At 57.0% G+C, this 25361-nt stretch carries 23 protein-coding genes; 8 read left to right on the top strand and 15 right to left on the bottom strand.

Going from position 1 to position 25361, the window contains the following annotated elements:
• Positions 1-2 precede the first annotated feature (2 nt).
• Genes ACR0A1_RS06505 through ACR0A1_RS06495 form a run of 3 tightly spaced genes read left to right on the top strand, consistent with a single transcriptional unit; the run spans position 3 to position 2235 of the window.
• Positions 3-1064, top strand: a complete 1062-nt coding sequence (locus tag ACR0A1_RS06505; RefSeq protein WP_480866697.1) for an Mrp/NBP35 family ATP-binding protein — start codon at positions 3-5, stop codon at positions 1062-1064.
• A complete protein-coding gene (locus tag ACR0A1_RS06500; RefSeq protein ID WP_480866695.1) occupies positions 1061-1759 on the top strand; it encodes a biotin/lipoate--protein ligase family protein in 699 nt (232 codons plus the stop codon). The genes ACR0A1_RS06505 and ACR0A1_RS06500 overlap by 4 nt, the downstream gene beginning before the upstream one ends.
• Positions 1756-2235 (top strand): DUF6505 family protein, encoded by a 480-nt coding sequence (locus ACR0A1_RS06495; RefSeq protein WP_170662265.1) that lies wholly within the window; start codon positions 1756-1758, stop codon positions 2233-2235. The genes ACR0A1_RS06500 and ACR0A1_RS06495 overlap by 4 nt, the downstream gene beginning before the upstream one ends.
• Here ACR0A1_RS06495 and ACR0A1_RS06490 read toward each other — a convergent pair.
• The 8 genes from ACR0A1_RS06490 to acs all read right to left on the bottom strand — a co-directional run bounded on the left by ACR0A1_RS06490 (position 2232) and on the right by acs (position 11624).
• Positions 2232-2732: a flavin reductase family protein gene (locus tag ACR0A1_RS06490; RefSeq protein ID WP_170393353.1), complete on the bottom strand. Its 501-nt coding sequence runs from the start codon at positions 2730-2732 to the stop codon at positions 2232-2234. The two genes, ACR0A1_RS06495 and ACR0A1_RS06490, sit on opposite strands and share 4 nt — an antisense overlap.
• A gap of 86 nt (positions 2733-2818) precedes the next feature.
• Positions 2819-4231, bottom strand: coding sequence for a 3'-5' exonuclease (locus ACR0A1_RS06485; RefSeq protein WP_170405188.1), 1413 nt, complete (start codon positions 4229-4231; stop codon positions 2819-2821).
• Positions 4232-4233: 2 nt separating this feature from the next.
• The gene (locus ACR0A1_RS06480; protein ID WP_170393351.1) at positions 4234-4752 is read right to left on the bottom strand and encodes a hypothetical protein; all 519 of its coding nucleotides are present in this window, start codon (positions 4750-4752) and stop codon (positions 4234-4236) included.
• A 27-nt stretch (positions 4753-4779) separates the two neighbouring features.
• On the bottom strand, positions 4780-6603 hold the full coding sequence (locus tag ACR0A1_RS06475; protein ID WP_170393350.1) for a DUF294 nucleotidyltransferase-like domain-containing protein: 1824 nt from the start codon (positions 6601-6603) through the stop codon (positions 4780-4782).
• Positions 6604-6711: 108 nt separating this feature from the next.
• Positions 6712-8496: a sodium:solute symporter family protein gene (locus ACR0A1_RS06470; protein ID WP_170393349.1), complete on the bottom strand. Its 1785-nt coding sequence runs from the start codon at positions 8494-8496 to the stop codon at positions 6712-6714.
• Positions 8497-8501: 5 nt separating this feature from the next.
• Positions 8502-8786: a DUF4212 domain-containing protein gene (locus ACR0A1_RS06465; RefSeq protein ID WP_010439512.1), complete on the bottom strand. Its 285-nt coding sequence runs from the start codon at positions 8784-8786 to the stop codon at positions 8502-8504.
• 182 nt (positions 8787-8968) lie between these two features.
• Positions 8969-9652: an adenylate kinase gene (locus ACR0A1_RS06460; RefSeq protein ID WP_170393348.1), complete on the bottom strand. Its 684-nt coding sequence runs from the start codon at positions 9650-9652 to the stop codon at positions 8969-8971.
• A 7-nt stretch (positions 9653-9659) separates the two neighbouring features.
• Positions 9660-11624, bottom strand: a complete 1965-nt coding sequence (acs, locus tag ACR0A1_RS06455; protein WP_223118173.1) for an acetate--CoA ligase — start codon at positions 11622-11624, stop codon at positions 9660-9662.
• A gap of 408 nt (positions 11625-12032) precedes the next feature.
• On the opposite strand from acs, the gene ACR0A1_RS06450 reads away from it, so the two are divergent.
• The 3 genes from ACR0A1_RS06450 to ACR0A1_RS06440 are packed head-to-tail and all read left to right on the top strand — an operon-like array spanning position 12033 to position 15145.
• Positions 12033-13049, top strand: a complete 1017-nt coding sequence (locus tag ACR0A1_RS06450) for a C4-dicarboxylate TRAP transporter substrate-binding protein (RefSeq protein WP_170405200.1) — start codon at positions 12033-12035, stop codon at positions 13047-13049.
• Positions 13050-13108: 59 nt separating this feature from the next.
• Complete coding sequence (locus tag ACR0A1_RS06445; RefSeq protein WP_170801114.1) at positions 13109-13738, top strand: TRAP transporter small permease; 630 nt, start codon at positions 13109-13111, stop codon at positions 13736-13738.
• Positions 13739-13741: 3 nt separating this feature from the next.
• Positions 13742-15145, top strand: a complete 1404-nt coding sequence (locus ACR0A1_RS06440) for a TRAP transporter large permease (RefSeq protein ID WP_170393344.1) — start codon at positions 13742-13744, stop codon at positions 15143-15145.
• A gap of 50 nt (positions 15146-15195) precedes the next feature.
• Here the strand turns inward: ACR0A1_RS06440 and ACR0A1_RS06435 are convergent, their stop codons facing one another.
• Genes ACR0A1_RS06435 through rocF form a run of 3 tightly spaced genes read right to left on the bottom strand, consistent with a single transcriptional unit; the run spans position 15196 to position 18086 of the window.
• Positions 15196-16239 (bottom strand): ornithine cyclodeaminase, encoded by a 1044-nt coding sequence (locus ACR0A1_RS06435; protein ID WP_304621968.1) that lies wholly within the window; start codon positions 16237-16239, stop codon positions 15196-15198.
• Positions 16240-16245: 6 nt separating this feature from the next.
• Positions 16246-17166, bottom strand: a complete 921-nt coding sequence (gene ctlX / locus ACR0A1_RS06430; protein ID WP_170393342.1) for a citrulline utilization hydrolase CtlX — start codon at positions 17164-17166, stop codon at positions 16246-16248.
• Positions 17166-18086 (bottom strand): arginase, encoded by a 921-nt coding sequence (rocF, locus tag ACR0A1_RS06425; protein ID WP_170510828.1) that lies wholly within the window; start codon positions 18084-18086, stop codon positions 17166-17168. The genes ctlX and rocF overlap by 1 nt, the downstream gene beginning before the upstream one ends.
• Positions 18087-18172: 86 nt before the next feature.
• On the opposite strand from rocF, the gene ACR0A1_RS06420 reads away from it, so the two are divergent.
• Entirely contained in the window at positions 18173-18601 is a 429-nt protein-coding gene (locus ACR0A1_RS06420; protein ID WP_170393340.1) for an Lrp/AsnC family transcriptional regulator, read from the top strand.
• Positions 18602-18692: 91 nt separating this feature from the next.
• On the top strand, positions 18693-21299 hold the full coding sequence (mprF, locus tag ACR0A1_RS06415; RefSeq protein WP_170405209.1) for a bifunctional lysylphosphatidylglycerol flippase/synthetase MprF: 2607 nt from the start codon (positions 18693-18695) through the stop codon (positions 21297-21299).
• A gap of 3 nt (positions 21300-21302) precedes the next feature.
• Here mprF and ACR0A1_RS06410 read toward each other — a convergent pair whose 3' ends face one another.
• The 4 genes from ACR0A1_RS06410 to ACR0A1_RS06395 form a co-directional block, all read right to left on the bottom strand.
• Positions 21303-22853, bottom strand: a complete 1551-nt coding sequence (locus tag ACR0A1_RS06410) for an efflux transporter outer membrane subunit (RefSeq protein ID WP_480503170.1) — start codon at positions 22851-22853, stop codon at positions 21303-21305.
• A gap of 11 nt (positions 22854-22864) precedes the next feature.
• Positions 22865-24010 (bottom strand): HlyD family secretion protein, encoded by a 1146-nt coding sequence (locus ACR0A1_RS06405; RefSeq protein ID WP_170393337.1) that lies wholly within the window; start codon positions 24008-24010, stop codon positions 22865-22867.
• A gap of 21 nt (positions 24011-24031) precedes the next feature.
• On the bottom strand, positions 24032-24394 hold the full coding sequence (locus tag ACR0A1_RS06400; RefSeq protein WP_170393336.1) for a DUF3302 domain-containing protein: 363 nt from the start codon (positions 24392-24394) through the stop codon (positions 24032-24034).
• Positions 24395-24483: 89 nt separating this feature from the next.
• Positions 24484-25242 carry a DeoR/GlpR family DNA-binding transcription regulator gene (locus ACR0A1_RS06395; RefSeq protein WP_170510387.1) on the bottom strand — a complete coding sequence of 253 codons (759 nt, stop codon included), beginning with the start codon at positions 25240-25242 and terminating at the stop codon, positions 24484-24486.
• Positions 25243-25361: the final 119 nt, after the last annotated feature.

The following is a 25361-nucleotide window of genomic DNA, read 5'->3' as shown; positions in this document are numbered from 1 at the left end:
GCATGAGCATCCGTGATGCAGTTCTAACGAACTTGAAGAAGATTACCGATCCGGTTTCTGGTCAGGATATTGTGAGCGCGGGTATCGTGCGTGCATTGAATGTTGAAGGCGATACCGTTCGGTTTGTGCTGGAGATCGATCCCAAACAGGCCGAGAAGATGGAGCCCGTTCGCGCCACAGCCGAACAGGCGGCGCAGATGGTTGATGGTGTTTCAAAAGTCTCGGCAATGTTGACCGCGCATTCGGACAAGGCACCGCCTGATTTGAAGCCCAAGCCAAAGCCCTCACAAACCGGACCGCAGGCCGTTCCCGGTGTGGACCGGATCATCGCGGTTGCGTCGGGCAAGGGTGGCGTGGGCAAGTCCACAGTGTCGGCCAACCTTGCCTGCGCGCTGGCCGCCGAAGGCCGTCGCGTAGGCCTGTTGGACGCAGACGTATATGGCCCTTCACAACCCCGGATGCTGGGTGTGTCGGGGCGACCGGCCAGCCCAGATGGCAAGACGATCCTGCCGCTGCGCAATCACGGTGTTACCATGATGTCGATGGGGTTAATGACCAACGAAGGGCAGGCGGTTGTCTGGCGCGGCCCCATGCTGATGGGCGCCTTGCAGCAGATGATGAGTCAGGTGCAATGGGGCGCATTGGATGTGTTGATCGTTGATCTGCCCCCCGGAACTGGCGATGTGCAACTGACGCTGAGCCAAAAGTTTCAGGTGGATGGAGCCATTGTCGTCTCAACCCCACAGGATGTTGCTTTGATCGACGCCCGCAAGGGGATCGATATGTTCAACCAGCTCAAGACGCCCATTGTTGGGATGATCGAAAACATGTCGACGCATATTTGCTCGAATTGCGGACACGAAGAACATGTCTTTGGCCATGGCGGTGTTGCCTCAGAAGCCGAGGCGCTGGGCGTGCCATTGCTAGGGGAAATTCCGCTGCATCTGGATATCCGAGTTGCCGCCGACGGGGGTGCCCCCATCGTGGTCAGCAAACCTGACAGCCCGCAAGCCGAAGCCTTCCGCAAGATCGCCCGCGACATGATTGCCAAGGGCAAAGCGTGACCCAGCCGGTCTTTCCCCCATTGCTAAAAGGGCAACCTGCCAAGGCTGGCGAAGACCCGTTCGAGCGTGCCCAGGCGATGGCAGCGCTGGGCTGTGACGCGGGAACTGTGGTCCACAATATTCAGGCGGATCGTCTGCGCGTTGCGATAGTATTCGCGCCCGAGGTTCCGTTGCGGGATGCTATGGCGATGCTGCCGCTTTGTGCTGTCGGGTTCCAGAATGCGCTGGGCGCGCTGGCCCCACCCGAGGTCGCGGTGCACTTGGGTTGGGATGGGCTGATCTGTGTAAACGGTGCAAAATGTGGGACAATAAAAGTTGCAGCGTCGTCTGCCGAGGTGGATGAGGTTCCCGATTGGCTGATCGTTGGTTGGGAACTGGCCTTGCTTCAAACCAGCGATGCACCGGGGGAAACACCGGATGTTACCTCGCTCTATGATGAAGGATGCGCCGAGGTTTCTGCGACGCAGTTGGTCGAGAGCTGGTCGCGTCACATGTTGACCTGGTTGAACCGCTGGAACGAGGACGGTAACGCGCCGCTTCACGCGGAGTGGATGGGGCTACTGCGCGGTGTCGGAGAACCTATTGGAGAAGGGGGTGTCTTTCTGGGCACCGATGAGCGCTTCGGTATGCTGATCCGCGACGGCGCGGACACACATTTACACCCGCTGACAGAATTATTGGAGACCGCCAGATGAAACTCGCCCGTGCTATCCATTTTGATGAAAGCGATATGAACGTGTTTCATTCACCCGCAAGAACCGGTGAATGGTGCATCTCGGGCGGATTCGAGTTTTCGAACTGGAGTGAGGCTGATCTGGAAGGCAAGGCGCGTCAGGCCTTTGCCAATGGATGGCTGGGGCTTGAAACCTTCGGGCGCGTTACATTTGTTGCCGTTACACAGGTCGAGCAGGCCGAGATTAACCAGATCACGCAATATCTGGCCGAGCATTTCGTGCAATTCTACGGCGCGCCTTCGGTTGAAGCCGCGTTAGAAGTGGCGCAGGCCGAAATCTCACATATGTCCGAGCTGTGCGAAGATCATGCCCCGAACACATTGCTGACCGTCGCCCGAGAGCTGACGGGGGCAGGGGTGCACGAGGCATTCCGCGTGATCACCCCGCAAGAGACGCAACTTGAAGCGTTGGCCGTCCACGGCTCGCTGGACGATTAGATCAGATCGGCGAAGCCGCCGAATTGTCCGCGCTTGAAGATCAGCCCCTGACCTGGGCGATGCATGACCTGTTCAACATGACCAACAAGGATCAGGTGGTCACCTGCCTCATGACGGGCCGACAGGCGGCAATCGAAGCGGGCGAGGCATTCCGCAAGTCGGGGGCGCCCCGCGTCATCCTCCTGCCAATCCGCATGAGAAAAATCGAACCCGTTTCGCGCGAATTGCAATGCTTGGTCGTGCTGGTCCTGCGCCATAACGTGGATCGCGTAGTGTTCGCAGTTGTGGAACGCGTCGTACCGGTTCGAATCCCGATCAAGACACCACAGGACCAGCGGCGGGTCCAGCGATACAGACGCAAATGAGTTCACCGTTATTGCTGCGGGGCCCTCGGAGGTATTTGTGGTCACAACGGTGACGCCGGTGCCGAAACAGCCCAGGGCCTCGCGAAAGGCAAGGCTTTGCTCGGGGCTGGGAATGAAAGTTTTTTCCATCATCGCGCGCTCGTACATGGGCCTGTCTCAGGTGCCACGCGACGCCGGGATTGTCCACGGAAAGCTGCGGTGATTTTAGGAATTTCTGGTCAGTTCAGGTCTTCAAGCAACCGTCCGTGTTTGCGAGTCTCGGTGATGACGTCGCCAAAGGTCACCAAATTACGGGCCGTAAGCATCGGCAGCATCCGAACCAACACTTCGGCGGTCGCCACGGCATCACCCAAGGCCGTGTGACGCAAGGCTTCCGGGATGGTTATGCCTAACCGCTCGCAGACCGCGTCCAGCGTATGCGTTTCGCTTGCCCCGAACAGCACCGCCGACAGCAGGACCGTGTCCAGAATGGGGTGGCTCCATTCCACCCCCATACGCTCGGCATGGCGGCGCAGGAAAGCCATGTCGAATGGTGCATTGTGGGCAACAATGACGGCATCCCGGGCAAATTGGTGAAAGCTGCGACCGGCCTCGGCAATATCAGGCGCACCCTGAACCATCCGGTCGCTAACCTTATGCACTTTGGTTGAAGCTGGGGGGATCGGGATGCCGGGATCGACCAGGGTATCAAGCCGTTCGCCTTCGACGATCTTACCCTTTACGACGCGCACCGCACCGATCTGTACGATCTCATCCTTATGCGGGAGCAGGCCCGTGGTTTCGGTGTCAAAGACCACGAAGCAGAGGTCCAAAAGAGGTCTATCTTCAAACGCGTCATCGCCGGGTGTGTCGAGAAGTTCGAAATCGTAAACCAGCGGGCGGGCCGCGTCGGGGTCGATCTGCGCAGCACTGTCATCGAAAACCAGCATGTAACCAGGGGCATCGCCCAATGGTTTCATACGGGCTGAATAGGATTGCCGCCCATCAACACTGGTCAGCGTGCAATGGACGTCTTTCCCGGTTTTTATCAGTTTCGCATAGGAATCCGTCAGACCGGTTGCTTCGAGGTAGTCAAACAGCGAGGCGTTTAGCCGGGGATGTGCGATCTGTGCCAAAACCTCAGCCGCCTGCGCGTCATATAGAACGATCTGATGCTTCGGTCCGGCTAAAAGCATTGCAACCGGAATCTCGGTCAGCAGCGCCGTTAGACGTTGTTTTTCTGAGGCCAGATGGGCCGTTTCCGCAGCCACGGCCTCAGCCGTGGTCATGGCGTTGGCAGCCAGTTGTTCGGCCAGTCCAGCGGCGGCGGGGGCCAGATCGCCCAAATAGCGCGCCGCCTGAAGGTCCAAATCCGTGCTGACCCCGGCGTGCGCGCGCGCCCGGAGTTGGGCCGAGAGCCGCTCGATCGGTTTTGCAACGTTGTCATCAAAAAGAAGCCAGACTCCGGCAACTAGCGCCAACATTCCAAACGCGATCAGTATCTCTGCGAAGATGAACGCATCCATAAGGGCGGGATCACTTGCCCTCTGATAACCGACCCACAAAGCCAGGGTGCTGATGATCAGCCCTCCTGCCGCAAGTAATAGGAAGAACAGGAACACCCTCAGGCGCAGGCTCAGATGGTTCAACATAGTCAGACCCCGCAGGTTGCCTCGATTACCGGATCTTCAGCGTCGATCTTGATCCAGCTGGCATTCAGCAAACGTCCGTCATCGGCGAATTCGGCCCCGTCTGCCAGGTTGGCGCGGCTGTTTTCGGCGCAGTTTACGGCGACCGGCATCTTCGAGACCGGTGCCCAGCGACCAAAAAAGTAAAGATCGACCAGACGCTCGTCCGGCAAATTGGCATTGGTGCGTACCGATGTGGCGTCGATCGCAGCAAAGCGGTCGACAAAGGGCACGGCGTACGTCCAAGGGCGATAAAAGGCGCGGCTTTCCACCTCCTGCACGATGGTGAGGCTGTCGGGCAGTTGGTCGCGCGTACGGTCATACCAAGAATACTCGCTGGTAATCGTCATACCGATCATCCCCGCACCTGCCGCAACCGGCGCGGCCCATTTGGGCAAGCGGCCCCCGGTCAGCTTGTTCACCACCATCACGACACCCGCAAAGGCAAAGCCTGCAAAAATCGTGCCGATCAGTTCCAGAAACATGTGATTTCTCCGTTCATTTCCAGTTTCTTAACCCAGCATTCCTTTGCCATGGCCAACCGCTGATTGCATGGTTTTTACCACGACAAAGGCATCGCGGAGATGACTTCGCTCAAAGTCCGACAATTCAGCGGGTGGCAGGTAATTGTCCGGTGCATCCCCGGATTTGACCAGACGCACTTGATGTTCCAATCGGGTCTCAGCGATCAGGTCATATGCGTCCAGTAAATCGCGTGCGCCGGACGCGCTGAGCACACCCGCAGCCTCGGCGGCGCTAAGACGGGCGCGGGTGTTCGCTTCGGTTAATTGTCCCTGCAGGCTGTAGATGCGTGCCAGATCCACGACAGGCACCACGCCATTATGCTTGAGGTCGAGCGTATTGCGATGCTCACCCGAACGTATGGTGGCGAATCCACGCAGCAGGCCCAGAGGAGGCGTGTGTTTCAGTGAGTTCGAAATCATATGCGCGACAAAGATCGAATTCGCATTGGCTGCCGCCAGCGTATCGGCCTGCAGGTCGGTGAACAGATCGAAGGACCCTCCGATGGGCCGCAGGTCAAACATCACCGAGGCCAGCATTTGCGCCTCAGGGTTGGGTTTGGCAATCCAGCCATTGAAATACTCGCGCCAGACACGCACGGGCTGGCACCAGCGAGGGTTGGTCGCCATCATGTCACCGGGGCAATAGAAATAACCGCAGGTATCCAGCCCGTCTGAGACGAATTTGGCCAGCGCAGCGAAGTAGGCCATATCACCGACCGCCACACTGTCATCTAGCATCAGGCAATTGTCCTGATCAGAAACTCCGGTCTGTTCCTGCCGTCCTTGCGAGCCGCAAGCAAGCCACAAGTAGGGCACTGGCGGCGCACCCAGTTCAGCCTCAGCCAGTGCCAGCAACCGCCGCGTCGCAGTGTCTGCGATGTCGGTGATCAGCCGTGTAACGATCTCGTGCCGGTTGCCGCCCGCTACGAGTTGGACCAGCAGTTGTGGTATCTCAGCGGTGACTTGAGCCATCTCTTGCGGGCTGTCGGCGCGGGCAATTCGTCCTACCAACTCGGCAGAATTGACCGCCTGATAGCGGGTGAGATCGGTTTGGGTTACGATTCCGACCAGCTTACCGGCCTCGGAAATTGGAATATGACCGATGCCACGTTCCATCATCACGTGTAATACGTCCGAGCCGATATCTGTCGGGGCAAGAATGATTGGATCGGCGGTCATGATCGCCGAAACCGCGGTGTCAGCGGGCATCGCCTCGGCGACGTATTTGCCGGAAATATCGCGGAGGGTTGCGATACCCAACAATCTGTCCCCTTCGGTCACGCAAAGCGATGAGATATGGCGGTCGCGCATGATCTGCGCGGCGTTTTGAACCGGAGTATCGGGCGGGCAGGTGGCAGGGTCACGAGCCATCAGCACGTCAATTGCACTGGTAGCCAGGCTTTGCGGTCCGCTCCGCCCACCGCGTGAACGGTTAAAGAACTTGGACACCACATCGTGACCTTCGATCAGGTTTTTCACAAGGTCTGGCGGCAACACGATCAACACTGACGGCGTGTGCGCGCGCGCATGTGTGGCGGCTTTGCCGTCCTTCAGCAATCCGCGCTCACCAAAAGAATTGCGCAATCCCAGATGCGAAACGACAGCGCCGTTTTCATCGGTAATTTCTACCTGTCCTTCATAGATCACAAAGACGCCGGGCAGAGCGTTGCCCAGCTGGTAAATGCTGCCATCGGCATCGACTTCGCGCACTTCGATCTGCTTGGCCAGATCGTCCAAAGCATCATGGGGCAACGAGTCATAGGGGTGTACAGACTTCAGAAACCGGGTGATTTCGTCATGGGACAGGGGCATTTACGCTCTCCGGAGTTCCGAATAAAAAATCCCGCCCGGTGGTGTGCCGGGCGGGAACAGTAAGTCGAAAGATGCGATCGAAGACAAGAGCCGCCGACCGCATCACACTCAGTGATCCTGAGCTGCGCCCGCACCACGGGGAATGCGAATGCTTTCGACCATATCTTTGATCTCCTGCGGAGTCTCTTTGGTCATACCGGCAACGACGTAGGCAACGCCGAAGTTGATCATCGCACCGATGGCGCCGAACGAGGTCGACTTGATCGGACCCAGAAGCGGATCAGCATCGGTGAACGAGTTGGTGCCCGGAATGAACAGCCAGCCCTTATGCAGGAAGATGTAGACCAGGGTTACAGTCAGACCAGCCAGCATACCTGCAACCGCGCCGGTGTTGTTGATGCGGGTCGAGAAGATCCCCATCATCAGCGCCGGGAAGATCGAGGCTGCTGCCAGACCAAAGGCCAAGGCCACGGTTTGTGCCGCAAAGCCCGGAGGGTTGAGACCCAGATAGGTTGCAACGACGATGGCTACAGCCATGGCAATCCGTGCCGCCAGAAGTTCACCCTTTTCAGAGATCGACGGGTTGATTGCACCTTTGACAAGGTCATGGGACACAGCCGACGAGATCGCCAGCAGCAGGCCCGCAGCGGTTGACAGAGCAGCCGCAAGACCACCAGCAGCGACCAGACCAATCACCCAACCTGGCAAGTTGGCAATCTCAGGATTGGCCAGAACCAGGATGTCGCGGTTGAACTTGGTCAGTTCGTTACCAACCCAGCCCTTTTCTTCCGCGATCGCGGTCATGGCTTCCGACTTGTCGTTGTAGTACTGGATTTTGCCGTCGCCGTTCTTGTCTTCCCAATCCAGCAGACCGGTTTTCTGCCACGTGGCCATCCAGTCATAACGCGGATCGTTGTCGATTTCTTCGACCGAAACAGCGCCACCTTCGATGCCACCATTGGGCCACATCATGTCGGTGATGTTCAGGCGCGCCATTGCACCAACAGCAGGAGCCGTCAGGTACAGCAGAGCGATGAAGACCAGCGCCCAGCCTGCCGACCAACGTGCGTCAGACACTTTGGGAACGGTGAAGAAGCGCATGATGACGTGCGGCAGACCAGCTGTACCGATCATCAGCGACAAGGTGAACAGCACCATGTTCAGCGTGTTCGAGTGGTGGGCCGTGTAGTCGTTGAAGCCCAGCTCGGTCACGATGGCGTCCAGCTTGGTCAGCAGGGGTTCACCGCTGGCGGTGTCACCAAACAGACCCAGCGCCGGAACAGGCGTGCCGGTCAGCTGCAGCGAGATAAAGATGGCCGGGATGGTATAAGCGGTGATCAGCACGCAGTACTGAGCGACCTGAGTGTAGGTCACGCCCTTCATCCCACCAAACACTGCGTAGGCAAACACAACGCCGGCGCCGATCAGCAGACCTGTAGTGTTGGACACTTCGAGGAAGCGGCCAAAGGCCACGCCAACACCGGTCATCTGACCGATCACGTAGGTCACCGACGCAACGATCAGACAGATAACCGCCACGATACGTGCGGTCTGGCTGTAGAAACGATCGCCGATGAATTCCGACACGGTGAACTTGCCGAACTTACGCAGGTAGGGCGCAAGCAGCAGGGCCAGCAGCACGTAGCCACCGGTCCAACCCATCAGGAAGGTCGAGTTGTCGTAGCCGGTAAAGGCAATCAGGCCCGCCATCGAGATGAACGAGGCCGCAGACATCCAGTCCGCCGCTGTCGCCATACCGTTGGTGACCGGGTGAACGCCGCGACCGGCGGCATAGAATTCCGATGTGGAACCCGCACGGGCCCAGATCGCGATGCCGATGTAAAGCGCAAACGACGCGCCCACAAACAGCAGGTTGATGGTAAACTGATCCATGCCGATTACTCCTCGTCCACGCCGTGCTCAGCGTCGAGCTTGTTCATGCGCCAGGCGTAGTTGAAGATCAGCACCAGAAAGACCAGGATCGATCCTTGCTGAGCGAACCAAAAGCCCAGATCTGTACCGCCAACGGCGATGCCGGACAGCAGCGGACGCAGCAGAATGCCGAATCCAAACGACACCAGCGCCCAAATCGCGAGGCTAATGTAGATGAGGCGCAGGTTGGCCTGCCAATAGCCCTTGTCGGCTTCGGCAGTCTGCGCGGAGTTTGTTGAATGATCCGCCATCGCGGGTTCCTCCTTCGCTTCCCTCATTGGCGGCCCATTGCCCAACTCCTCCAGTGCGGTGGGCCGCTTCTCGGTTGTGCCAAACGCCCCGTGACGTCAGGCATAACTTCTCTGGTCCGCCAAGGCGGGTCCATTGAAGTATTCTGATTTAGGATCAAAGCCCTAGGGCTTATCTCCTCCCCTTATTTCATGACCTCGCCGACAATCCCTTGAAGGTCTTGCGCGATGTCGTCGATCTGACCCATGGCATCGATGCCTTTCAGCACACCTTGGGCTTGATAGTAGTCAATCAGCGGTGCGGTCTGCGCGTGATAGGCCGCCAGACGCGACGCGACCGTCTCGGCATTGTCGTCGGCGCGGCGTTTGAATTCTGTGTGACCGCACTTGTCGCATTTGCCGTCTTCGACGGGCTGCTTGTACGTGTCGTGATAGCCCTCACCGCATCCAGCGCAGGTGTAGCGACCCGAAATCCGCGTCACCATCTCGGCGTCTTCAACTTCAAGGCTGATGGCCGCGTTGATCTTCTGATCTGAAGACGCGAGCAGACCATCAAGCGCCTCGGCCTGGACTGTGGTCCGGGGGAAACCATCCAGTATGACGCCCTTGGCGCAGTCCGGTTCCGCCATGCGGTCGCGAAGGATCGCGATGACGATGCCGTCGCTAACAAGATCGCCCGCCTCCATGACCGCTTTGGCAGCATTACCAGCCTCGGTACCTGCGGCGACCGCGTCGCGCAGCAGATCACCGGTGCTGAGTTGTACAAGCCCGAACTTCTCTTCAAGCATACGAGCCTGCGTACCCTTCCCGGCGCCCGGAGGGCCGAGAAGGATCAGAACAGCGGGGGATATGGTCGTGGCAGCGTCCATCACATCCTCACTTGTTTGCCCGGTTTTCGATCAGGTCTTCGACCACTGACGGATCGGCCAGGGTCGACGTATCGCCAAGCGAACCAAAGTCGTTCTCGGCAATCTTGCGCAGAATTCGGCGCATGATCTTGCCCGAGCGAGTCTTGGGCAGGCCGGGGGCCCACTGGATCACATCAGGCGAGGCAATCGGGCCGATCTCGGTCCGGACCCAGGTGCGCAGCTCTTTCAGCAGCTCATCCGACGGCTCGCGGTCATTCATCAAAGTGACATAGCAATAGATGCCTTGCCCTTTGATTTCATGGGGGTAACCAACCACAGCGGCCTCGGCGACGGCGGCATGGGCGACCAGCGCGCTTTCCACCTCGGCCGTGCCCATCCGGTGGCCGGAGACGTTGATTACATCATCGACGCGGCCAGTGATCCAGTAATCGCCATCCTCATCGCGACGGCAGCCATCGCCGGTGAAGTAGTAGCCTTTGTAGTCCGAGAAATAGGTCTTCTCGAACCGCTCATGATCGCCCCAGACGGTGCGCATCTGACCGGGCCAGCTGTCTTTGATGCACAGAACACCCTCAACGCCATTTCCCTCGATCTCAACACCGGATTGCGGGTCCAGAACCACCGGCTGGATGCCGAAGAACGGTTTCATCGCCGAGCCGGGCTTCATCGCGTGCGCACCGGGCAGGGGGGTCATCAGGTGACCGCCGGTTTCGGTCTGCCACCAGGTGTCAACAATCGGGCATTTACCTTTGCCAACAACTTCATTGTACCAGTTCCAGGCTTCCGGGTTGATCGGCTCGCCGACTGTGCCCAGCGTCCGGAGATCGCTCAGGTCGCATTTCTCGACGAACTCGGTACCCTGACCCATCAGAGCGCGAATTGCCGTCGGAGCGGTGTAGAACTGGTTCACCTTGTGCTTTTCGCACACCTGCCAGAAGCGTGATGCATCCGGATAGGTCGGCACGCCTTCGAACATCAGTGTGGTCGCGCCGTTGGCCAGTGGTCCGTAGACGATATAGCTGTGACCGGTGACCCAGCCGACATCGGCGGTGCACCAGTAGACGTCGCCTTCATGGTAGTCGAATGTGATCTCATGCGTCATCGCGGCATAGACCAGATAACCGCCGGTCGTATGGACGACACCTTTGGGCTGACCAGTCGAACCGGAAGTATAGAGAATGAACAGCGGATCTTCGGCATTCATCTCAGCGGGTGCGCAATAGTCATCCGCTTCAAGCGCCATTTCGTTGTAATCATAGTCGCGGCCATCGATCCAAGTGGTCTGCCCAGCGGTGCGTTTGACCACCAGACATTTCACGCTGTCTTTGCAGTGCAGCAGGGCCGCGTCTGCGTTGGACTTCAGCGGAGTCTTTCGGCCACCACGTGGTGCCTCATCGGCGGTGATGACGACCTTGGCATCACATCCGTTGACTCGGGCTGCCAACGCATCGGGTGAAAACCCAGCAAATACAATCGAATGGATTGCTCCGATCCGTGCACAAGCCAGCATCGCATAGGCTGCTTCAGGGATCATCGGCAGATAAATCACAACGCGGTCACCTTTGCGCACGCCCATCGACTCGAGAATATTGGCCATGCGACAGGTGCGACGGTGCAATTCGGCGTAGGTAATGTGCTGAGCTTCGTCGTTTGGATCATCCGGTTCCCAGATGATCGCTGTCTGATCGCCGCGCGTATTCAAATGACGGTCAAGACAGTTGGCCGAGACGTTTAGCGTGCCGTCCGCATACCAGTTGATACCAACCGAACCAAAATCATAGCTGACGTCTTTGACCTGAGTATAAGGCTTGATCCAGTCAACGCGCTTGCCTTGCTCATCCCAGAATGCTTCGGGGTTGTTGATCGACGCAGCGTACATATCTGCGTATTTGTCGGCGTCGACATGCGCACGGGCGACAGTTTCTGCGGATGGCGGATATGTCTTGGCATCTGCCTGGGCAGCGGTAGTCATCTTTGAGGCTCCTCCCTCTGGACTGGATTACATGGGATCGATTTTGCCAGCCGATCAGGCAATGTCGATCCGGTTCCTCCCCAAGTTGAATAATACGGGGATCAGAAAAGAAATAAATAAATTGCCATAATCCTTGGATTTCTTTGTAAAGAAATTTCATTTCCGGCACTAATATTGTAAACAACTCTGAAATTATGCATGAAATATATTTTAAAACAATAAGATAGCTGTAATGACATCAGCGCTCATTGGCATGTGTCTGGGGCTTTGGCCGATAGCTTCACTTTAATCTCGAAGTCTGGTGGCGATAACACCACTTCTCCTCGCAGGGGTTGGCAGCTTCTAGACTTGGCGCTAGCTTCACAATCAAGCATCCCGATAGGGGGCGCAACTAAGGGAGATACCACTATGAAAAAGATGTTGAGCGGTGCGGCTTTTGCCGCCCTGAGTGTGGCGTTTGTCACCGAAGCAGCCGCGACCGAATGGAATGCCTCGGTCTGGGGTAAGCGCCGCGCATTTACCGAGCATGTTGAGAAACTGGCTGAACTGGTGAACGAAAAAACCGGCGGCGATTTCACCATCAATGTTAGCTATGGCGGATTATCGAAGCCCAAGGAAAACCTGGATGGAATCGAGATCGGCGCGTTCGAGATGGCGCAGTTCTGTGCCGGCTATCACCGCGATAAGAACCGCGCGATCACCGTTTTGGAACTGCCCTTCCTTGGCGTAAACACATTGGATGAAGAGGTGGCCGTCAGCCACGCAGTCTATGATCATCCAGCAGTCAAGGACGAGATGGCGCAGTGGAACGCGCGCATCATCATGACTTCACCGATGCCTCAATATAACCTTGTCGGTACCGGTGACCCCCGTGATGAGCTTGCCGAGTTCGACGGTATGCGCGTACGCGCAACTGGCGGTTTGGGGCAAGCATTTGAGGCGGTTGGTGGCGTACCTACGTCCGTGCCTGCGACCGAAGCCTACAATGCGATGGAATCCGGCGTGGTCGATACCGTGGCCTTCGCTCAGCATGCGCATTTGTCATTCGGGACGATCAACGAAGCTGACTGGTGGACGGCCAATCTGAATCCTGGAACGGTAAACTGTCCGGTGGTGGTGAATATCGACGCTTATGAAGCGCTGCCAGCCGAACATCGCGAAGCGCTGGACAGCTCGATTGATGAGGCTATCGATCACTATCTGGCCAACTACGGTGGACTGCTTGAAAAGTGGGATGGTGTGCTGGCAGAGAAAGGCGTTGAAAAGGTCGAGATTGACGATGCCGTGCTTGAGGAGTTTCGCGCCAAAGCCGCTGATCCGATTCGCGCGAAGTGGATCGAAGACATGACCGCTCAGGGTCTACCTGCGCAGGATCTTTATGATCTTGTGCAATCGACACTGCAACAGCAGCGCGGCGGTAACTGATCGCCACAGCCGGGTGTCATTAGGCACCCGGCATTTCCTTCAATCAAAGGAATGCTGAGATGGCAGGACATGCCACGGTGCTTGAGGATGGCAGTCTTCTAAGCCGGTTGGATCACCGTTTGTTACGTCTAGAGCGTTTTATGGCGCTGATCAGCGGTTTCGCGGTTTTCGGGCTGATGGTGCTGGCTGTTGTGTCAGTCAGCGGCCGAAACGCGTTAAACGCGCCTTTGCCCGGATATGTTGACTGGATTGAACAGGCGATGCCCCTGATCGCGTTTCTGGGTATTTCGTTTGTGCAGCGCGATGGCGGGCACATCCGAATGGATATCGTTATCTCGCGCCTGAAAGGGCGGGCGCTGTGGTTGTTCGAGCTGATCTCGGTTCTGTTGATACTGCTGCTGATGCTGGCGCTGGTTTGGGGTAGTTGGTCCCACTTCGACCGGTCCTTTGACTTCGGCGCTCCGATGTGGAGTCGCGACAGCTCGATTGATATCGGGATTCCTATTTGGCCAGCCAAGCTGCTGGCGCCCGTTGCTTTTTCGGTGCTGTGTGCCCGGCTAATCTTGCAGGTCTGGGGCTATGGACGCGCCTTCATACTGGGGCTCGAGGCACCGGTGGCCGTACCGCTGATACAGGATGCCGCCGCACAGGCTGCAGCCGAGGCCGAACAATTCGAAGGACGTAACTGACCCATGGACACGATTGATATCGGCCTTTGGGTCACTGCCGGACTGTTGGTTCTTGTCGTCACTGGCATGCGGGTGGCATTTGCTGCAGGTCTGGCAGGGTTGGTTGGCCTTGTTTGGATATTCTGGGCAAAGTTTGGGTATGATCCCGAGCGGTTTGGTAAGGCACTGACGGTGGCCGTCAAAACGGCTGGCCAGGTGCCACATTCCAAGGTGGCGTCTCATACGCTGAGCCTGATCCCAACATTCATCCTGATCGGCTATCTAGCCTACTACGCTGGCCTGACCCGCGCCTTGTTTGAGGCGGCAAAACGCTGGGTGGCATGGGTGCCTGGCGGGTTGGCGGTTTCAACGATTTTTGCGACCGCCGGTTTCGCCGCCGTATCAGGTGCATCGGTCGCCACATCAGCCGTCTTTGCGCGCATCGCCATCCCTGAAATGCTGGCCGTCGGGTATAATAAACGTTTCGCCGCCGGTGTGGTTGCCGCTGGCGGAACCTTGGCCTCGCTAATCCCCCCATCCGCGATCCTTGTGATTTACGCCATCATTGTCGAGCAGGATGTGGGAAAACTGCTGCTCGCAGGCTTCATCCCTGGCGCGTTTTCGGCGGTGATCTATGGCTTGCTGATCGTCGGTATCGCCGTGATCTTCAAGTCCGTCGGACCGCCGGTCACCGGGTTTACCTGGAAACAACGATTTGCTGCTCTTCCGGGCGCACTGCCCATTGTGGCGGTGATCCTCATCATTATCTGCTTTGTTTACAACCCTTTCGGCGACAAGGCCTGGGGCACCCCGACCGAGGGCGGGGCCATCGGGGCCTTCATCGTGTTCTGCTTTGCCCTGATCCACGGCATGCGCTGGCCTGAATTCAAATCGGCCTTGCTTGAAACCGCCAAACTGACCGCCATGATTTTCGCGATTATTTGGGGTGTTTTGATCTACGTGCGCTTTCTTGGTTTCGCAGATCTGCCGGGGGCGTTTTCCGACTGGATCACTTCGCTCGAAATGTCGCCTATGTTGATCCTCATTTGCATCCTGCTGGCCTATGCCGTGCTGGGCATGTTCATGGATGCGATCGGTATGCTGCTCTTGACACTTCCGGTTGTGTATCCCGCCGTTATGGCCCTGAACGGAGGCGAGGCTGTCAGCGCAGCAGACAGCGCCTTTGGTATGTCCGGGCCGATGTGTGCGATCTGGTTTGGTATCTTGGTGGTCAAAATGGCCGAGTTCTGCCTGATCACACCTCCTATTGGTCTAAACTGTTTTGTTGTCGCAGGCGTGAGGCCCGATCTTAGTGTTCAGGATGTCTTCAAAGGTGTAACGCCGTTCTTCATTGCCGATGCTCTGACCATCGCACTGCTGGTGGCCTTTCCAGGGATTGTTCTCTACCTGCCATCGCTTGCGGGATAAGAAAAAGCCCCGGCCAAAGGCCGGGGCACAGTTTTAGAAGTGCGGGTTCTTTATCCTGCCCGCATCAACATCCCAAACAGATCCCGCGGGTCGTCAGGGTCTGCCAGCATATCCAATGCCTCATAGAAATCAGTGCCTTCAATCGCGCTTTTGATGTAACGTAGTGCCGAGAAGTCCTCGATCGCGAAGCCGACACTGTCGAACAACGTGATCTGTCGATCATCGGTGCGCCCTGTGGCTTGTCCGGTCATAACTTCCCACATCTCGGTGACAGGGTGATCATTCTCCAGAGCTTGAATTTCACCTTCGATCCGCGTTTGCTCGGGGTATTCTACAAAGATATTCGAGCGCAGAAGGATATCGCGGTGCAGTTCGGTTTTGCCGGGGCAATCACCGCCAATCGCGTTGATGTGCACACCGGGGCCGACCATGTTGTCGGTCAGGATGGTGGCGTATTTCTTGTCAGCGGTGCAGGTCGTTATGATCTGAGCGCCTTCGATTGCGTCCTCCGGCGTTTTGCAGGGCACGACCGTCAGCCCTTTGCCCTGCAGATTGGCTGCACATTTCGCCGTCGCGTTCGGGTCTGTGTCGTAGAGCCGGACCGTATCGATTCCGCACATGGCTTTGAAGGCGAGGCACTGGAACTCGGATTGCGCGCCGTTTCCAATCATCGCCATCGTCGTCGCGGATTTGGGCGCGAGATATTTGCCGACCAGCGCAGAGGTTGCCGCTGTCCGCAAAGCAGTCAACATCGTCATTTCGGTCAACAATGTCGGGTAACCGGTATAGACATCAGCCAGCAGGCCAAACGCGGTCACGGTCTGCAGGCCCTCAGACGTGTTCTTGGGATGCCCATTGACGTATTTGAACCCGTACGCCTCACCATCCGAGGTTGGCATCAGTTCGATCACCCCATGTGGTGAGTGGGCCGGGATGCGGGGCGTTTTGTCAAAGCTCTCCCAGCGTTTAAAATCGGATTCGATCTGCGCGGCAATCTGCGTGATCATCTGTTCGACCCCGATGTGATGGACCAGACGCATCATGTTGTCGACGGATACAAATGGCACGAGGGCCTTATCAGAAGGTTGCATCAAAGACTCCTATCGGCGGGAAAGATGGATACCAGCGATCATACAACGTACGGATCCACCGGCTGTTTCAATTGTGGGAACCGAGAGCGGCAGTGGAGTTGCACTGGCTTCGATGATCGCGACTTGAGCAGGTGTAAGAGCCTGTAGCGCTCGGCTAGACAACGCCAGGACAAGACCATCATTGCCACTAAGCTCAATCGCGTTTCCTGCAAAATCTGCAATCTGCTCATGGGACAGATCGATGACAGTACGGCCAGATTCCTCAAGCCGTGCCCGAACTGTTGCCCGACGTTCTGGGTTGGAAATCATGTCCAAACAGATAAGGGCGTAGTGCGTGCCGATCCCCATCAGGACATTGGTGTGATAGACATCACGGCCTTCAGCGTCCTTTGCATCAAAGGCAATCGGCTCATAGTTGAAATGCGTACAGAAACGCTCCAACAACACCGGATCGGCGCGGTTGGATCGAACAGTGTAGGCAATACGGCCCACGTGATCCAGAACCATTGCGCCAGTGCCCTCAAGCGCGAGGTCGTCCTGTTCGAGGCCGGAATAGTCGATGACGTCTTGCACTCGATATTCCCGCTTCAGTAACTCAATTACATCTGAGCGTCTTTCGCGTCTGCGCGATGGAACGAACATCGGATAAACAGCGACATGACCGCCTGGATGGGTCGAAAACCAGTTGTTTGGGAACACGCTGTCGGGTGTGTCACGTTCGCCTTCGTCGTCAAACACATGAACGGTCACACCAGCAGCGCGAAGCTGTTCTACTGCTTTGTCATGCTCATCCCGCGCGGCAGCAGACGTCGCTGCAGCAGATCGATTTGCCAGTGTTTGAAATGCATTGTCGTCGCGGGTTTCAGGATTCGACGCAAATGCGTGCGGGCGCACCATCACGACAGCTGAAGGAGATTGAAGAGAAATCATCAGAAGCTCCGGGTTGGGCGATCGAAGATGCGACGACCCATCAGCGAGGCTGCAAGATCGACCATCAGTTTTGCGGTTCGGCCGCGCTCATCCAGGAACGGGTTCAGCTCGACGAGGTCCAGCGAACAAACGAGACCGCTTTCATGCAACAATTCCATGACCAGATGCGCCTCGCGCTCGGTTGCGCCACCTGGGACAGTGGTTCCAACCGCAGGCGCAATCGAGGGATCAAGGAAGTCCACATCCAGCGAGACATGCAGGATGCCGTTTGCTGCGCGTACTTTGTCAAGGAAGGCCAGTAGGGGTGTCTTGATCCCGTGCTCGTCGATGCTGCGCATATCGGCGAGCATCGCGTGATCTTTTTCCAATGCCGCACGTTCGGCGGGATCGACCGAGCGCAGACCGATCATACCGACGCGATCCGTTGGGATCGGCGATATCAGCGGTGGAAAGGCGTCAAAGCCTGACTGGCCAGTGAAATAAGCGACCGGCGTTCCATGCAAATTGCCGCTGGCCGTGCTGCTGGGCGTATGAAAATCGCTATGTGCATCCAGCCAGAGCACGAAAAGAGGGCGCCCGATACGGTCTGCATGTGCCGCCATTCCTGCCACCGTGCCCATCGACAGGGCGTGATCACCGCCCATGAAAATAGGAAGGCCTTCAAGCGCGGCCTCTTGTGCCGTGCGGCTTAGCGCCTGTGTCCAGCCCACGCATTCCGGTAAAGAGAACAGATGGGTGTCTTCCGAAATGTCGACGGCATCTGGTCGCGTGTCACCGATGTCCGACACAGAATGCCCGAGATCTGACAGCGCTTGGGCGAGACCCGCGACCCGATAGGCATCTGGACCCATCCGACAGCCTTGGCGGTGTTTGCCGGCATCCATAGGCGCTCCGGCGAGAATGATGTTCATTTTGCTCATAAGTCTATCTATCGATACGATATGAGTTGAGAAAAGAGATCAAATTGGTCAAAGTGAATTGGCTAATTCCGATTTGGTAATCACGCATGGACGAACTGGACAATCGCTTATTGAACGCACTGCACAGGGACGCTCGGGCATCGTTGTCGGAACTGGCTGAACTGCTCGGGGTGACCCGAACAACCGTGCGCAGCCGACTAAAGCGGCTTCAGCAGTCTGGCGAAATCGTCGGCTTTACCGTTGTGACACGGCAGGGCGTATCGGAAAGCCCTGTTCGTGGATTGATGATGCTTGAGATCGCAGGCCGCGGGACCGAGCGGATCAGATCGCGGATCGCTGCGATGCGTCAAGTTCGGGCGGTGCACTCAACCAATGGAAGTTGGGATCTGATCGCAGAGATCGGAACCGATACACTGGATGAGCTTGATGAAGTCCTGTTCCAGATCCGTCGGATGGAGGGTGTCACACGATCTGAGACCAATCTGTTGCTTTCGACACGCAAGGGCCGTTCGTGACGCGTTGCCCAAGGCCCTTTGCCGGATGGAAAATTCGTGCAAAGCTTTGAATTGACACTGATCTGAGGATCGCGGGGCAGGGGCGAACGGAATGACGACACAGCCGACAACGGAAGAGACACGCGCCGTACGTCTGGCCGAGTATGTGACAGGGCTGTTGGAAAAGCCGCTGGTCAAGATTGCGGTTCCGTTGCTGATTACAGGAATCGCGCTTGCGGTTCTGCATGACCTCTCTGCGCATGTGAAATGGTCAGATATCCAAAGCGATATCGCAGCGAAACCATGGAAATTCATGTTTTTTGCGATGTGCTGGACGGCTTTCAGTTTTCTGTCGCTTTCGTTCTACGATGTGCTTGCCGTGCAGAGCGTCGCCGATGGAAAAGTGCCTCTGCCCGTTGCGGGGATGGCCGGTGCAAGCGGCTATGCGGTATCGAACTGCCTGGGATTCTCCTATATCACCGGCACCGCGATCCGATACCGTATCTATGCGTCGCTGGGGCTTGATCTTGGCCGCGTGGCCGGGGTGATCGCGACCTCTTGGGTGGCGTTCTGGATGGGACTGATCCTGCTTTTGGGCCTGTTGCTTACAATACACCCGGATGGCATTTCCAAGGTCCTGCCGATCAGTGAAACGACGGAAACTGTGATCGGTCTGAGCATGTTGGCGGGGCTTGCGGTCTTGTTTGTCTGGCTTTCAAGCGGAGGGCGGCGATTGGCCTATGGTGGGTTTGGGTTCAACCTGCCGGGCGGCAAGCTGGCGAGTCTGCTGACAATCGCGGCGGTAGGCGATCTGTTCGGCGCTTCAATGGCGCTGTATGTGCTCATGCCGGACGATCTGGGGGTTGGCTACCCGTATTTCTTCGCGGTCTATATAGGCGCAATAGCGGTGGGTATCCTTAGCCATGCACCGGGTGGAATCGGTGTGTTCGAGGCCACTCTGATCGCTGGTCTAGGGGCATCGGGCCGGTCTGATGTGATCGCTGCGCTGCTGCTCTACCGACTGGTCTATACCTTCCTTCCGTTTGCCATCGCCAGCCTGTCGATCGCGGTCGCGTCGGTGCTGACACAGCGCCATCGCATCGGGGGCGCGGTCACTTGGGTCTATCGCGCAATTCGCCCCATTGTCCCGATGGTGGCTGCCGGCGTCGCGGCTGTGGCAGGAGTTATCCTGTTGGTTTCAGGGGCTTTGCCTTCCAGTACGCAGAACCTTGGCGTACTGCGAGAGGTTTTGCCTTTGTCATTTGTCGAGGCATCTCATCTTGCAGGCAGCGCCGTGGGTGTACTTCTGCTGCTTGTCTCACGTGGCCTATTCCGCAAGCTCTATCGGGCATGGGTTGTTGCCATGCTTTTGATGGTGGCGGGTTTCTTCGCCTCGCTCGCCAAAGGGCTTGATACGCATGAAGCCCTTTCATTGCTGTTCACGATTGGCCTTTTGGCGATGTTTCGGGGTGCGTTTTACCGGGTAAGCGGTGCATCTATCTTTCGGCTAAATATCCCTTGGCTGGTCAGCGTCGTCGCGTTGCTGGCGGTGATTTTCTGGATTGGATTGTTCGCTTATTCCCATGTCGAATATCAAAACGCGCTGTGGTGGGACTTTGCCTGGAGTGGAGACGCCTCGCGATTCCTGCGGTCCAGCCTCGTGGTGGCCGTGATCGTTGGCATCGTGGCGGTGAACTCGCTGTTCGGCCGTGAAATCCCCGCGCCGGTTAGGACTGAAATCCCCGAAGTTGTCGAACGTCTCGTGATGGAGAGCGAAGACACCGAATCTCAGATTTCACTGACGGGTGATAAGCAATTCCTGATCTCGCCTGACGAAACCGCATTCCTTGCCTATGCAGATACTGGCAATGCGCTGATCACCAAAGGAGAGCCTGTGGGTGATGAGCAAGCGGGGCAGCAACTGATCTGGCAATTGCGAGAAATGGCCGATCGCGAAGGCAAGCTTTGTGCGTTCTACAGTGTATCGACCAAATATCTGCCGACATTCCTGGACCTCGGCCTGTCGATCCTGAAGATCGGAGAAGTGGCCCGCGTACCGCTGCAGAATTTTTCGCTGGACGGAAAATCGCGAAAACGGTTCCGGCAGGCGAAGAACAGGGCTGAGCGTGAGGGGTACAAGTTCGAAATTATCCCCAAAGAACAGCTTGCACCGGTGTTGCCCGAACTTCGTCAGATCTCGGACGATTGGTTGGCGCAAAAGGCAGGTGAGGAAAAGGGTTTTGCCTTGGGCGGCTTTGATGATGCCTACCTTTCCTATTTCGACCATGCGGTTCTGCGGGATGAGACGGGCAAGATCATGGCCTTTGCCAACCTGTTTCAAGGCGGAAACAAATCCGAACTGTCTCTGGATTTGATGCGTTATGAACCGGATAGCCCCAGCTTTGTCATGGATGCGCTGTTTGCTGAGATGATGGTCTGGGGGTCCGAGCAGGGATTCCACTGGTTCTCGCTGGGCGCCGCGCCATTTTCAGGGATCGAAAACCGGCAGTTGGCCTCGCTTTGGAATCGGATCGGTGGGTTCGTTTATGAACATGGCGAACAATTCTACCACTTCGAAGGCCTGCGCGCCTTCAAGCAGAAATTCGATCCGGAATGGAGCCCCAACTATCTGGCCAGCCCCGGCGGGTTGGCCGCGCCACGTATCCTCTACGAAGTTAACATCCTGATCTCGGGTGGCCTGCGCGGGTTGACGAAATAGGCCTTAGTTCAAGCTGGCGCGTGTTGGCGTTTTCTCCAACAGATCACCCCAATCGGTGCGATAGGCCATCTCGGCCAGCACCGTCTCGGGTAGGAATTCCTGATTCTGCCGAATCTGCCAACCACCACCCAGACCTTTGTAGATCGCGACCAGATTGGATGAGACCTCCTGCCGGGCCTCGATCAGGTTCGCCTGCGATCGTAATAGCGCGGTCTGCGTGTTCAGGATACGCGAATAGCTGGCGATGCCGTCTCGGTACTGATCGACCGCGATTTCAGCCGCCTTGCGCGAAGCTTCGACGCTGCGCTGATAAAAGGTGACCTGTTTGCGCGCCTGTGCGTAAGCAACCATCGCGCTTTCGACCTCGGAATAGGCGGTCAGCACAGTGTTCTGGTAATTGGCGATCAACGCTTGATAGGCGGCATCCTGCGCGCGGACATTGTTCTTAATGCGGCCATAATTCAGGACATTCCAGACAACGCCTGCGCTAGCCAATCCTGTGGCGCTGTTGGTGCTGAACAGATCGCGCCCACCCGAGGCCTGCAAACCGATCGCACCCGACAGAATGAACTGCGGATAGAGATCAGCTAACGCGATCCCGACCTGCGCCGATTGGGTGGCTGCCGCCAACTCGGCGGCGCGGACGTCGGGCCGCCGCCGCAGCAATTCGGCGGGGACTCCCACAGCTACGTTGCTGCGCCCTGTTGGAATGCGACCCGAGTTTCCGATCAAGCCCGCCATCTGAGACGGCGTTTTTCCTAACAGAACCGCCAGTGCGTTCTTGGCTTGTTGGATATCGCTTTCCAACTCGGGCACGAGTGCCTTGGTGTTGTTGAGCAGGGCAGTCGATTCCTGCACATCCAACTCGGTTGTAACGCCGTTGTTGAAGCGCAGCTGAGTGAGGTCTGCCGATGCCTGCTGAATCGTGATGTTTTCCCGCGCGATGCGCAGAGCCTCTTGCAACGAACGGATGTTGATATAAAGCGCCGCTACGTCCCCGGTCAGCGTGACCAGTGCGTCGTCATAATTAGCAACCTGCAGTGCCAGGTTCGATCGCGCGGCCTGTACGCCGCGACGTTGCTGGCCCCATACGTCCAGTTCCCATTGCGCGTCAAACCCAACCTGCGAGGTCGAGAATTCGGTGTCCAAAGGGATGATCCGCCGGATATCCGAAATCGGCCCAAGATTGTCGCTGATCTGTCGGCGTTGGAGCGAACCGCCCACGGCCTGCGATTGCGGGTAGAGCTCTCCGAATGCGATACCAAGCTGCGCGCGGGCCTGAAGTACGCGGGCACCTGCGACCTGTAAGGTCAGGTTCTGCGCATAGGCTTCGGCGATCAGTTTGTTCAGCGTCGGATCATTGAATGTCTCCCACCAGCGCACAACCGGAGCGCTGCGTGAGGTCAGGCCGCTCTGGCCCGCGCTGGGGTTGTTGACCTCCATCCATTGCTTCACGACCGGAGAGTTTGGGCGCACGAAATCAGGCCCCACCGGTGTACAGGCGGTGAGGGTGGCAGCGCAAAGGGCAGTGCCTAACAACCGGCGGAGTGTCATCGTACGCATCCTCAGATATCCAGTGGCCGGATGAAGTTGGCGAAGGAATAGAGGCGAATGTTGATGCGCCTCAGAAATTCAAAGCTTTTTCCCATGCCGGTGTAAATCGCCACCGCAGCGTGGCCACCTGCAGGAAAAGTATGCCCCTCAGGCACATCGACCGAGATCTGAACAGCGATCCGACCGGGCAGTTTTGGCAGCTCAAAGCCGGGCAGGCGGCCTGAGGGCAAGTATTGGCCCTGACGTGTAGCCCACCAGACCGCCTCAACCTTGCCGGTCAGAATTTCTCCGGGATAGAGGTCCAGAGCAACTTCGACTGGTTGGCCGACCTCGACAAATTTCAGGTTCTGCTGGCGGAAAGTGGCTAGAATATAGGGGTCTTCTTCGGTGACAAAGCTGGCAATGGCACCCAGACGAATTTCCCCCACAACCATCCCCGGGCGGGCCTGTTGCGAAACGATCATGCCATTTTCGGGGGCATAGATCGTTGTGTTGTCGAGAAAATACTCGGCCTCGGCCAGCTGCGCCTCAGCCTCAATAATGCCGGTATTCACGCCGTCGATCTGCGAATCCAGCGCAAGGTTGGCCTTCTCAAGATTGGCCTGAGCTTCCTTAATCTTCGCCTGATCTTCCGCGACCTGTTCGTTCCAGCGGTCTAGTTCATCCTGACGGGCACCTCCGGCGGGAACGAGATTCTCGTATCGCGCTTGCTCGGTCAGCGCATAGGCCAACTGCGCGTTTGCGCGTTCGACCGCTTCACCAGCGGCGATGACATCCTGTTCAAGGATCTTCGCGTTTTGCTGCGCCGCCACCAGCTGTGCATTCGCCTTGTCCACGGCCAGCGAAAACACCGTGTCGTCGAACTTATACAGCGGATCGCCCTTAGTGACCCAGGTGTTGGGCTCGACCAAAACCTCGGACAGGATTGTGGGCTGAGTCAGACGCGGGACGATCTGGATGGTGGAGCGCACGACGTGGCTGTCGACGGAAAAGGGCTGAAAGAAGCGCAGCGCGACCAAAAAGATCAGCAGCAGATGAGCGCCGACCCAGAATGAGACGATCCCCCACATGATGTTGAATTTCAGCCATTGCACCTTGAAGAAGATGAACCAGACAAAAATAATGTAGAAAAGCGTGATGCCTAGGGCGACGAACATGAGTGCTGAATTCCTTTGGCCTTAGGCTTGCTTTGTTTCGTCGGTATCAAGTGGGTCCTGGTATTCCGGTTTGACGGTGCCTCCCAGACGCTTGATTTCATCCCTTATGGCCTTGCGTTCTTCATCAGGGCCGCGGCGCATGTCGACGGTGACGCCGTCGTGAAACGCCCAGATAAAGGCATGCACCCAAGGGACAATCGCCAAAAATCCCATCCATCCCATGATCTTGACCGCTTCGGCATGGGGGTGATTGCGTTTGATCGCGATACGTCCGGGCAGACCCATTATGAATAGGAACAACGCCATCACCGCTGCCAGCAGCAAGATAAGTGCAACAAATGTCAGATAGTCATAGTAGCCCAGCGGCTGCCCCAAAAGTCCCATGCTCGCGCCTCCTGTTGTTGGAAACTGTTCCATCCTCGGGCGCTGTTGTCCAGCTAATCAATCACTTTCTGGCTGATCGGAAGGATGCATCAGCATTCAATAATTTTGGTGTTCCAGTCTATGCACTTCTGATGGAGGTCGCCGGGCAGCGGTAGATCAGTATAAACCATATCAACATCGGATAATGAGGCGATGCGTGCGGGCGCGGTGCGCTGAAACTTTGAAGCATCCGCAACTAGGCTGATCTGCCGGGCTTGTTCAATGATAGTTTGACTGACCAGTACTTCTTGGAGATCGAAATCCATTAGATCCCCATCCGCATCCAATGCGGAACAGCCGATAATCGCGTGATCGAATTTGAACTGGCGGATGGTCGAGACCGCAAGATTCCCGACCAACCCACTATCTGATCTGCGCAGCACACCGCCTGCAACGACGATCTGGCAATCGGGGTTATCGGCCAGTATATTGGCAACGTTCATATTGTTGGTCACGACCATTAGGTTTTTGTGTTTCAGCAATTGGCGGGCAACGGCCTCAGTCGAGGTGCCTATGTTCATAAAGATCGAGCTGCCCTCGGGGATGTCGGCCGCGCAGCGTTCAGCGATGCGTGTCTTGGCTTCATGGTTCAGGGCGCGCCGGTCTTCGTATCCAATATTAGACACGCCAGAACGCAGAACGGCACCCCCGTGAACCCGATCCAACTTACCAGCTTCTGACAGTTCAGTCAGGTCACGGCGAATGGTCTGGACCGTCACGTGAAAACGCTCGGCCAGCCCTTCGACAGTAACGCGGCCCTCTTGCTCGGCGACTAAAAGAATGTCCGATTGGCGAAATGATAGTGACATGGGCGGTCCTGAGTTCCGGAGTTTTCGTTTTTGTTCTAATTTTGCGGTTAAGCAAGGGAATTCGTTAGTTGCATTTATTAATATTCGTTGTTTCAGCTAAAACGAACATTATCGAAAAA

Source organism: Ruegeria sp. D6, from assembly GCF_056534365.1.
The sequence above is the reverse complement of the archived record's forward strand: the minus strand, read 5'-3'. Positions and strand labels throughout refer to the sequence as shown.

Bases quoted from the DNA above. Each gene is read 5' to 3' on its own strand.
- ACR0A1_RS06505 (WP_480866697.1), top strand. From the start codon at position 3: ATGAGCATCCGTGATGCAGTTCTAACGAACTTGAAGAAGATTACCGAT.
- ACR0A1_RS06495 (WP_170662265.1), top strand. From the start codon at position 1,756: ATGAAACTCGCCCGTGCTATCCATTTTGATGAAAGCGATATGAACGTG.
- ACR0A1_RS06490 (WP_170393353.1), bottom strand. From the start codon at position 2,732: ATGATGGAAAAAACTTTCATTCCCAGCCCCGAGCAAAGCCTTGCCTTT.
- ACR0A1_RS06485 (WP_170405188.1), bottom strand. From the start codon at position 4,231: ATGTTGAACCATCTGAGCCTGCGCCTGAGGGTGTTCCTGTTCTTCCTA.
- ACR0A1_RS06480 (WP_170393351.1), bottom strand. From the start codon at position 4,752: ATGTTTCTGGAACTGATCGGCACGATTTTTGCAGGCTTTGCCTTTGCG.
- ACR0A1_RS06475 (WP_170393350.1), bottom strand. From the start codon at position 6,603: ATGCCCCTGTCCCATGACGAAATCACCCGGTTTCTGAAGTCTGTACAC.
- ACR0A1_RS06470 (WP_170393349.1), bottom strand. From the start codon at position 8,496: ATGGATCAGTTTACCATCAACCTGCTGTTTGTGGGCGCGTCGTTTGCG.
- ACR0A1_RS06465 (WP_010439512.1), bottom strand. From the start codon at position 8,786: ATGGCGGATCATTCAACAAACTCCGCGCAGACTGCCGAAGCCGACAAG.
- ACR0A1_RS06460 (WP_170393348.1), bottom strand. From the start codon at position 9,652: ATGGACGCTGCCACGACCATATCCCCCGCTGTTCTGATCCTTCTCGGC.
- acs (WP_223118173.1), bottom strand. From the start codon at position 11,624: ATGACTACCGCTGCCCAGGCAGATGCCAAGACATATCCGCCATCCGCA.
- ACR0A1_RS06450 (WP_170405200.1), top strand. From the start codon at position 12,033: ATGAAAAAGATGTTGAGCGGTGCGGCTTTTGCCGCCCTGAGTGTGGCG.
- ACR0A1_RS06445 (WP_170801114.1), top strand. From the start codon at position 13,109: ATGGCAGGACATGCCACGGTGCTTGAGGATGGCAGTCTTCTAAGCCGG.
- ACR0A1_RS06440 (WP_170393344.1), top strand. From the start codon at position 13,742: ATGGACACGATTGATATCGGCCTTTGGGTCACTGCCGGACTGTTGGTT.
- ctlX (WP_170393342.1), bottom strand. From the start codon at position 17,166: ATGATTTCTCTTCAATCTCCTTCAGCTGTCGTGATGGTGCGCCCGCAC.
- rocF (WP_170510828.1), bottom strand. From the start codon at position 18,086: ATGAGCAAAATGAACATCATTCTCGCCGGAGCGCCTATGGATGCCGGC.
- ACR0A1_RS06420 (WP_170393340.1), top strand. From the start codon at position 18,173: ATGGACGAACTGGACAATCGCTTATTGAACGCACTGCACAGGGACGCT.
- mprF (WP_170405209.1), top strand. From the start codon at position 18,693: ATGACGACACAGCCGACAACGGAAGAGACACGCGCCGTACGTCTGGCC.
- ACR0A1_RS06410 (WP_480503170.1), bottom strand. From the start codon at position 22,853: ATGACACTCCGCCGGTTGTTAGGCACTGCCCTTTGCGCTGCCACCCTC.
- ACR0A1_RS06405 (WP_170393337.1), bottom strand. From the start codon at position 24,010: ATGTTCGTCGCCCTAGGCATCACGCTTTTCTACATTATTTTTGTCTGG.
- ACR0A1_RS06400 (WP_170393336.1), bottom strand. From the start codon at position 24,394: ATGGGACTTTTGGGGCAGCCGCTGGGCTACTATGACTATCTGACATTT.
- ACR0A1_RS06395 (WP_170510387.1), bottom strand. From the start codon at position 25,242: ATGTCACTATCATTTCGCCAATCGGACATTCTTTTAGTCGCCGAGCAA.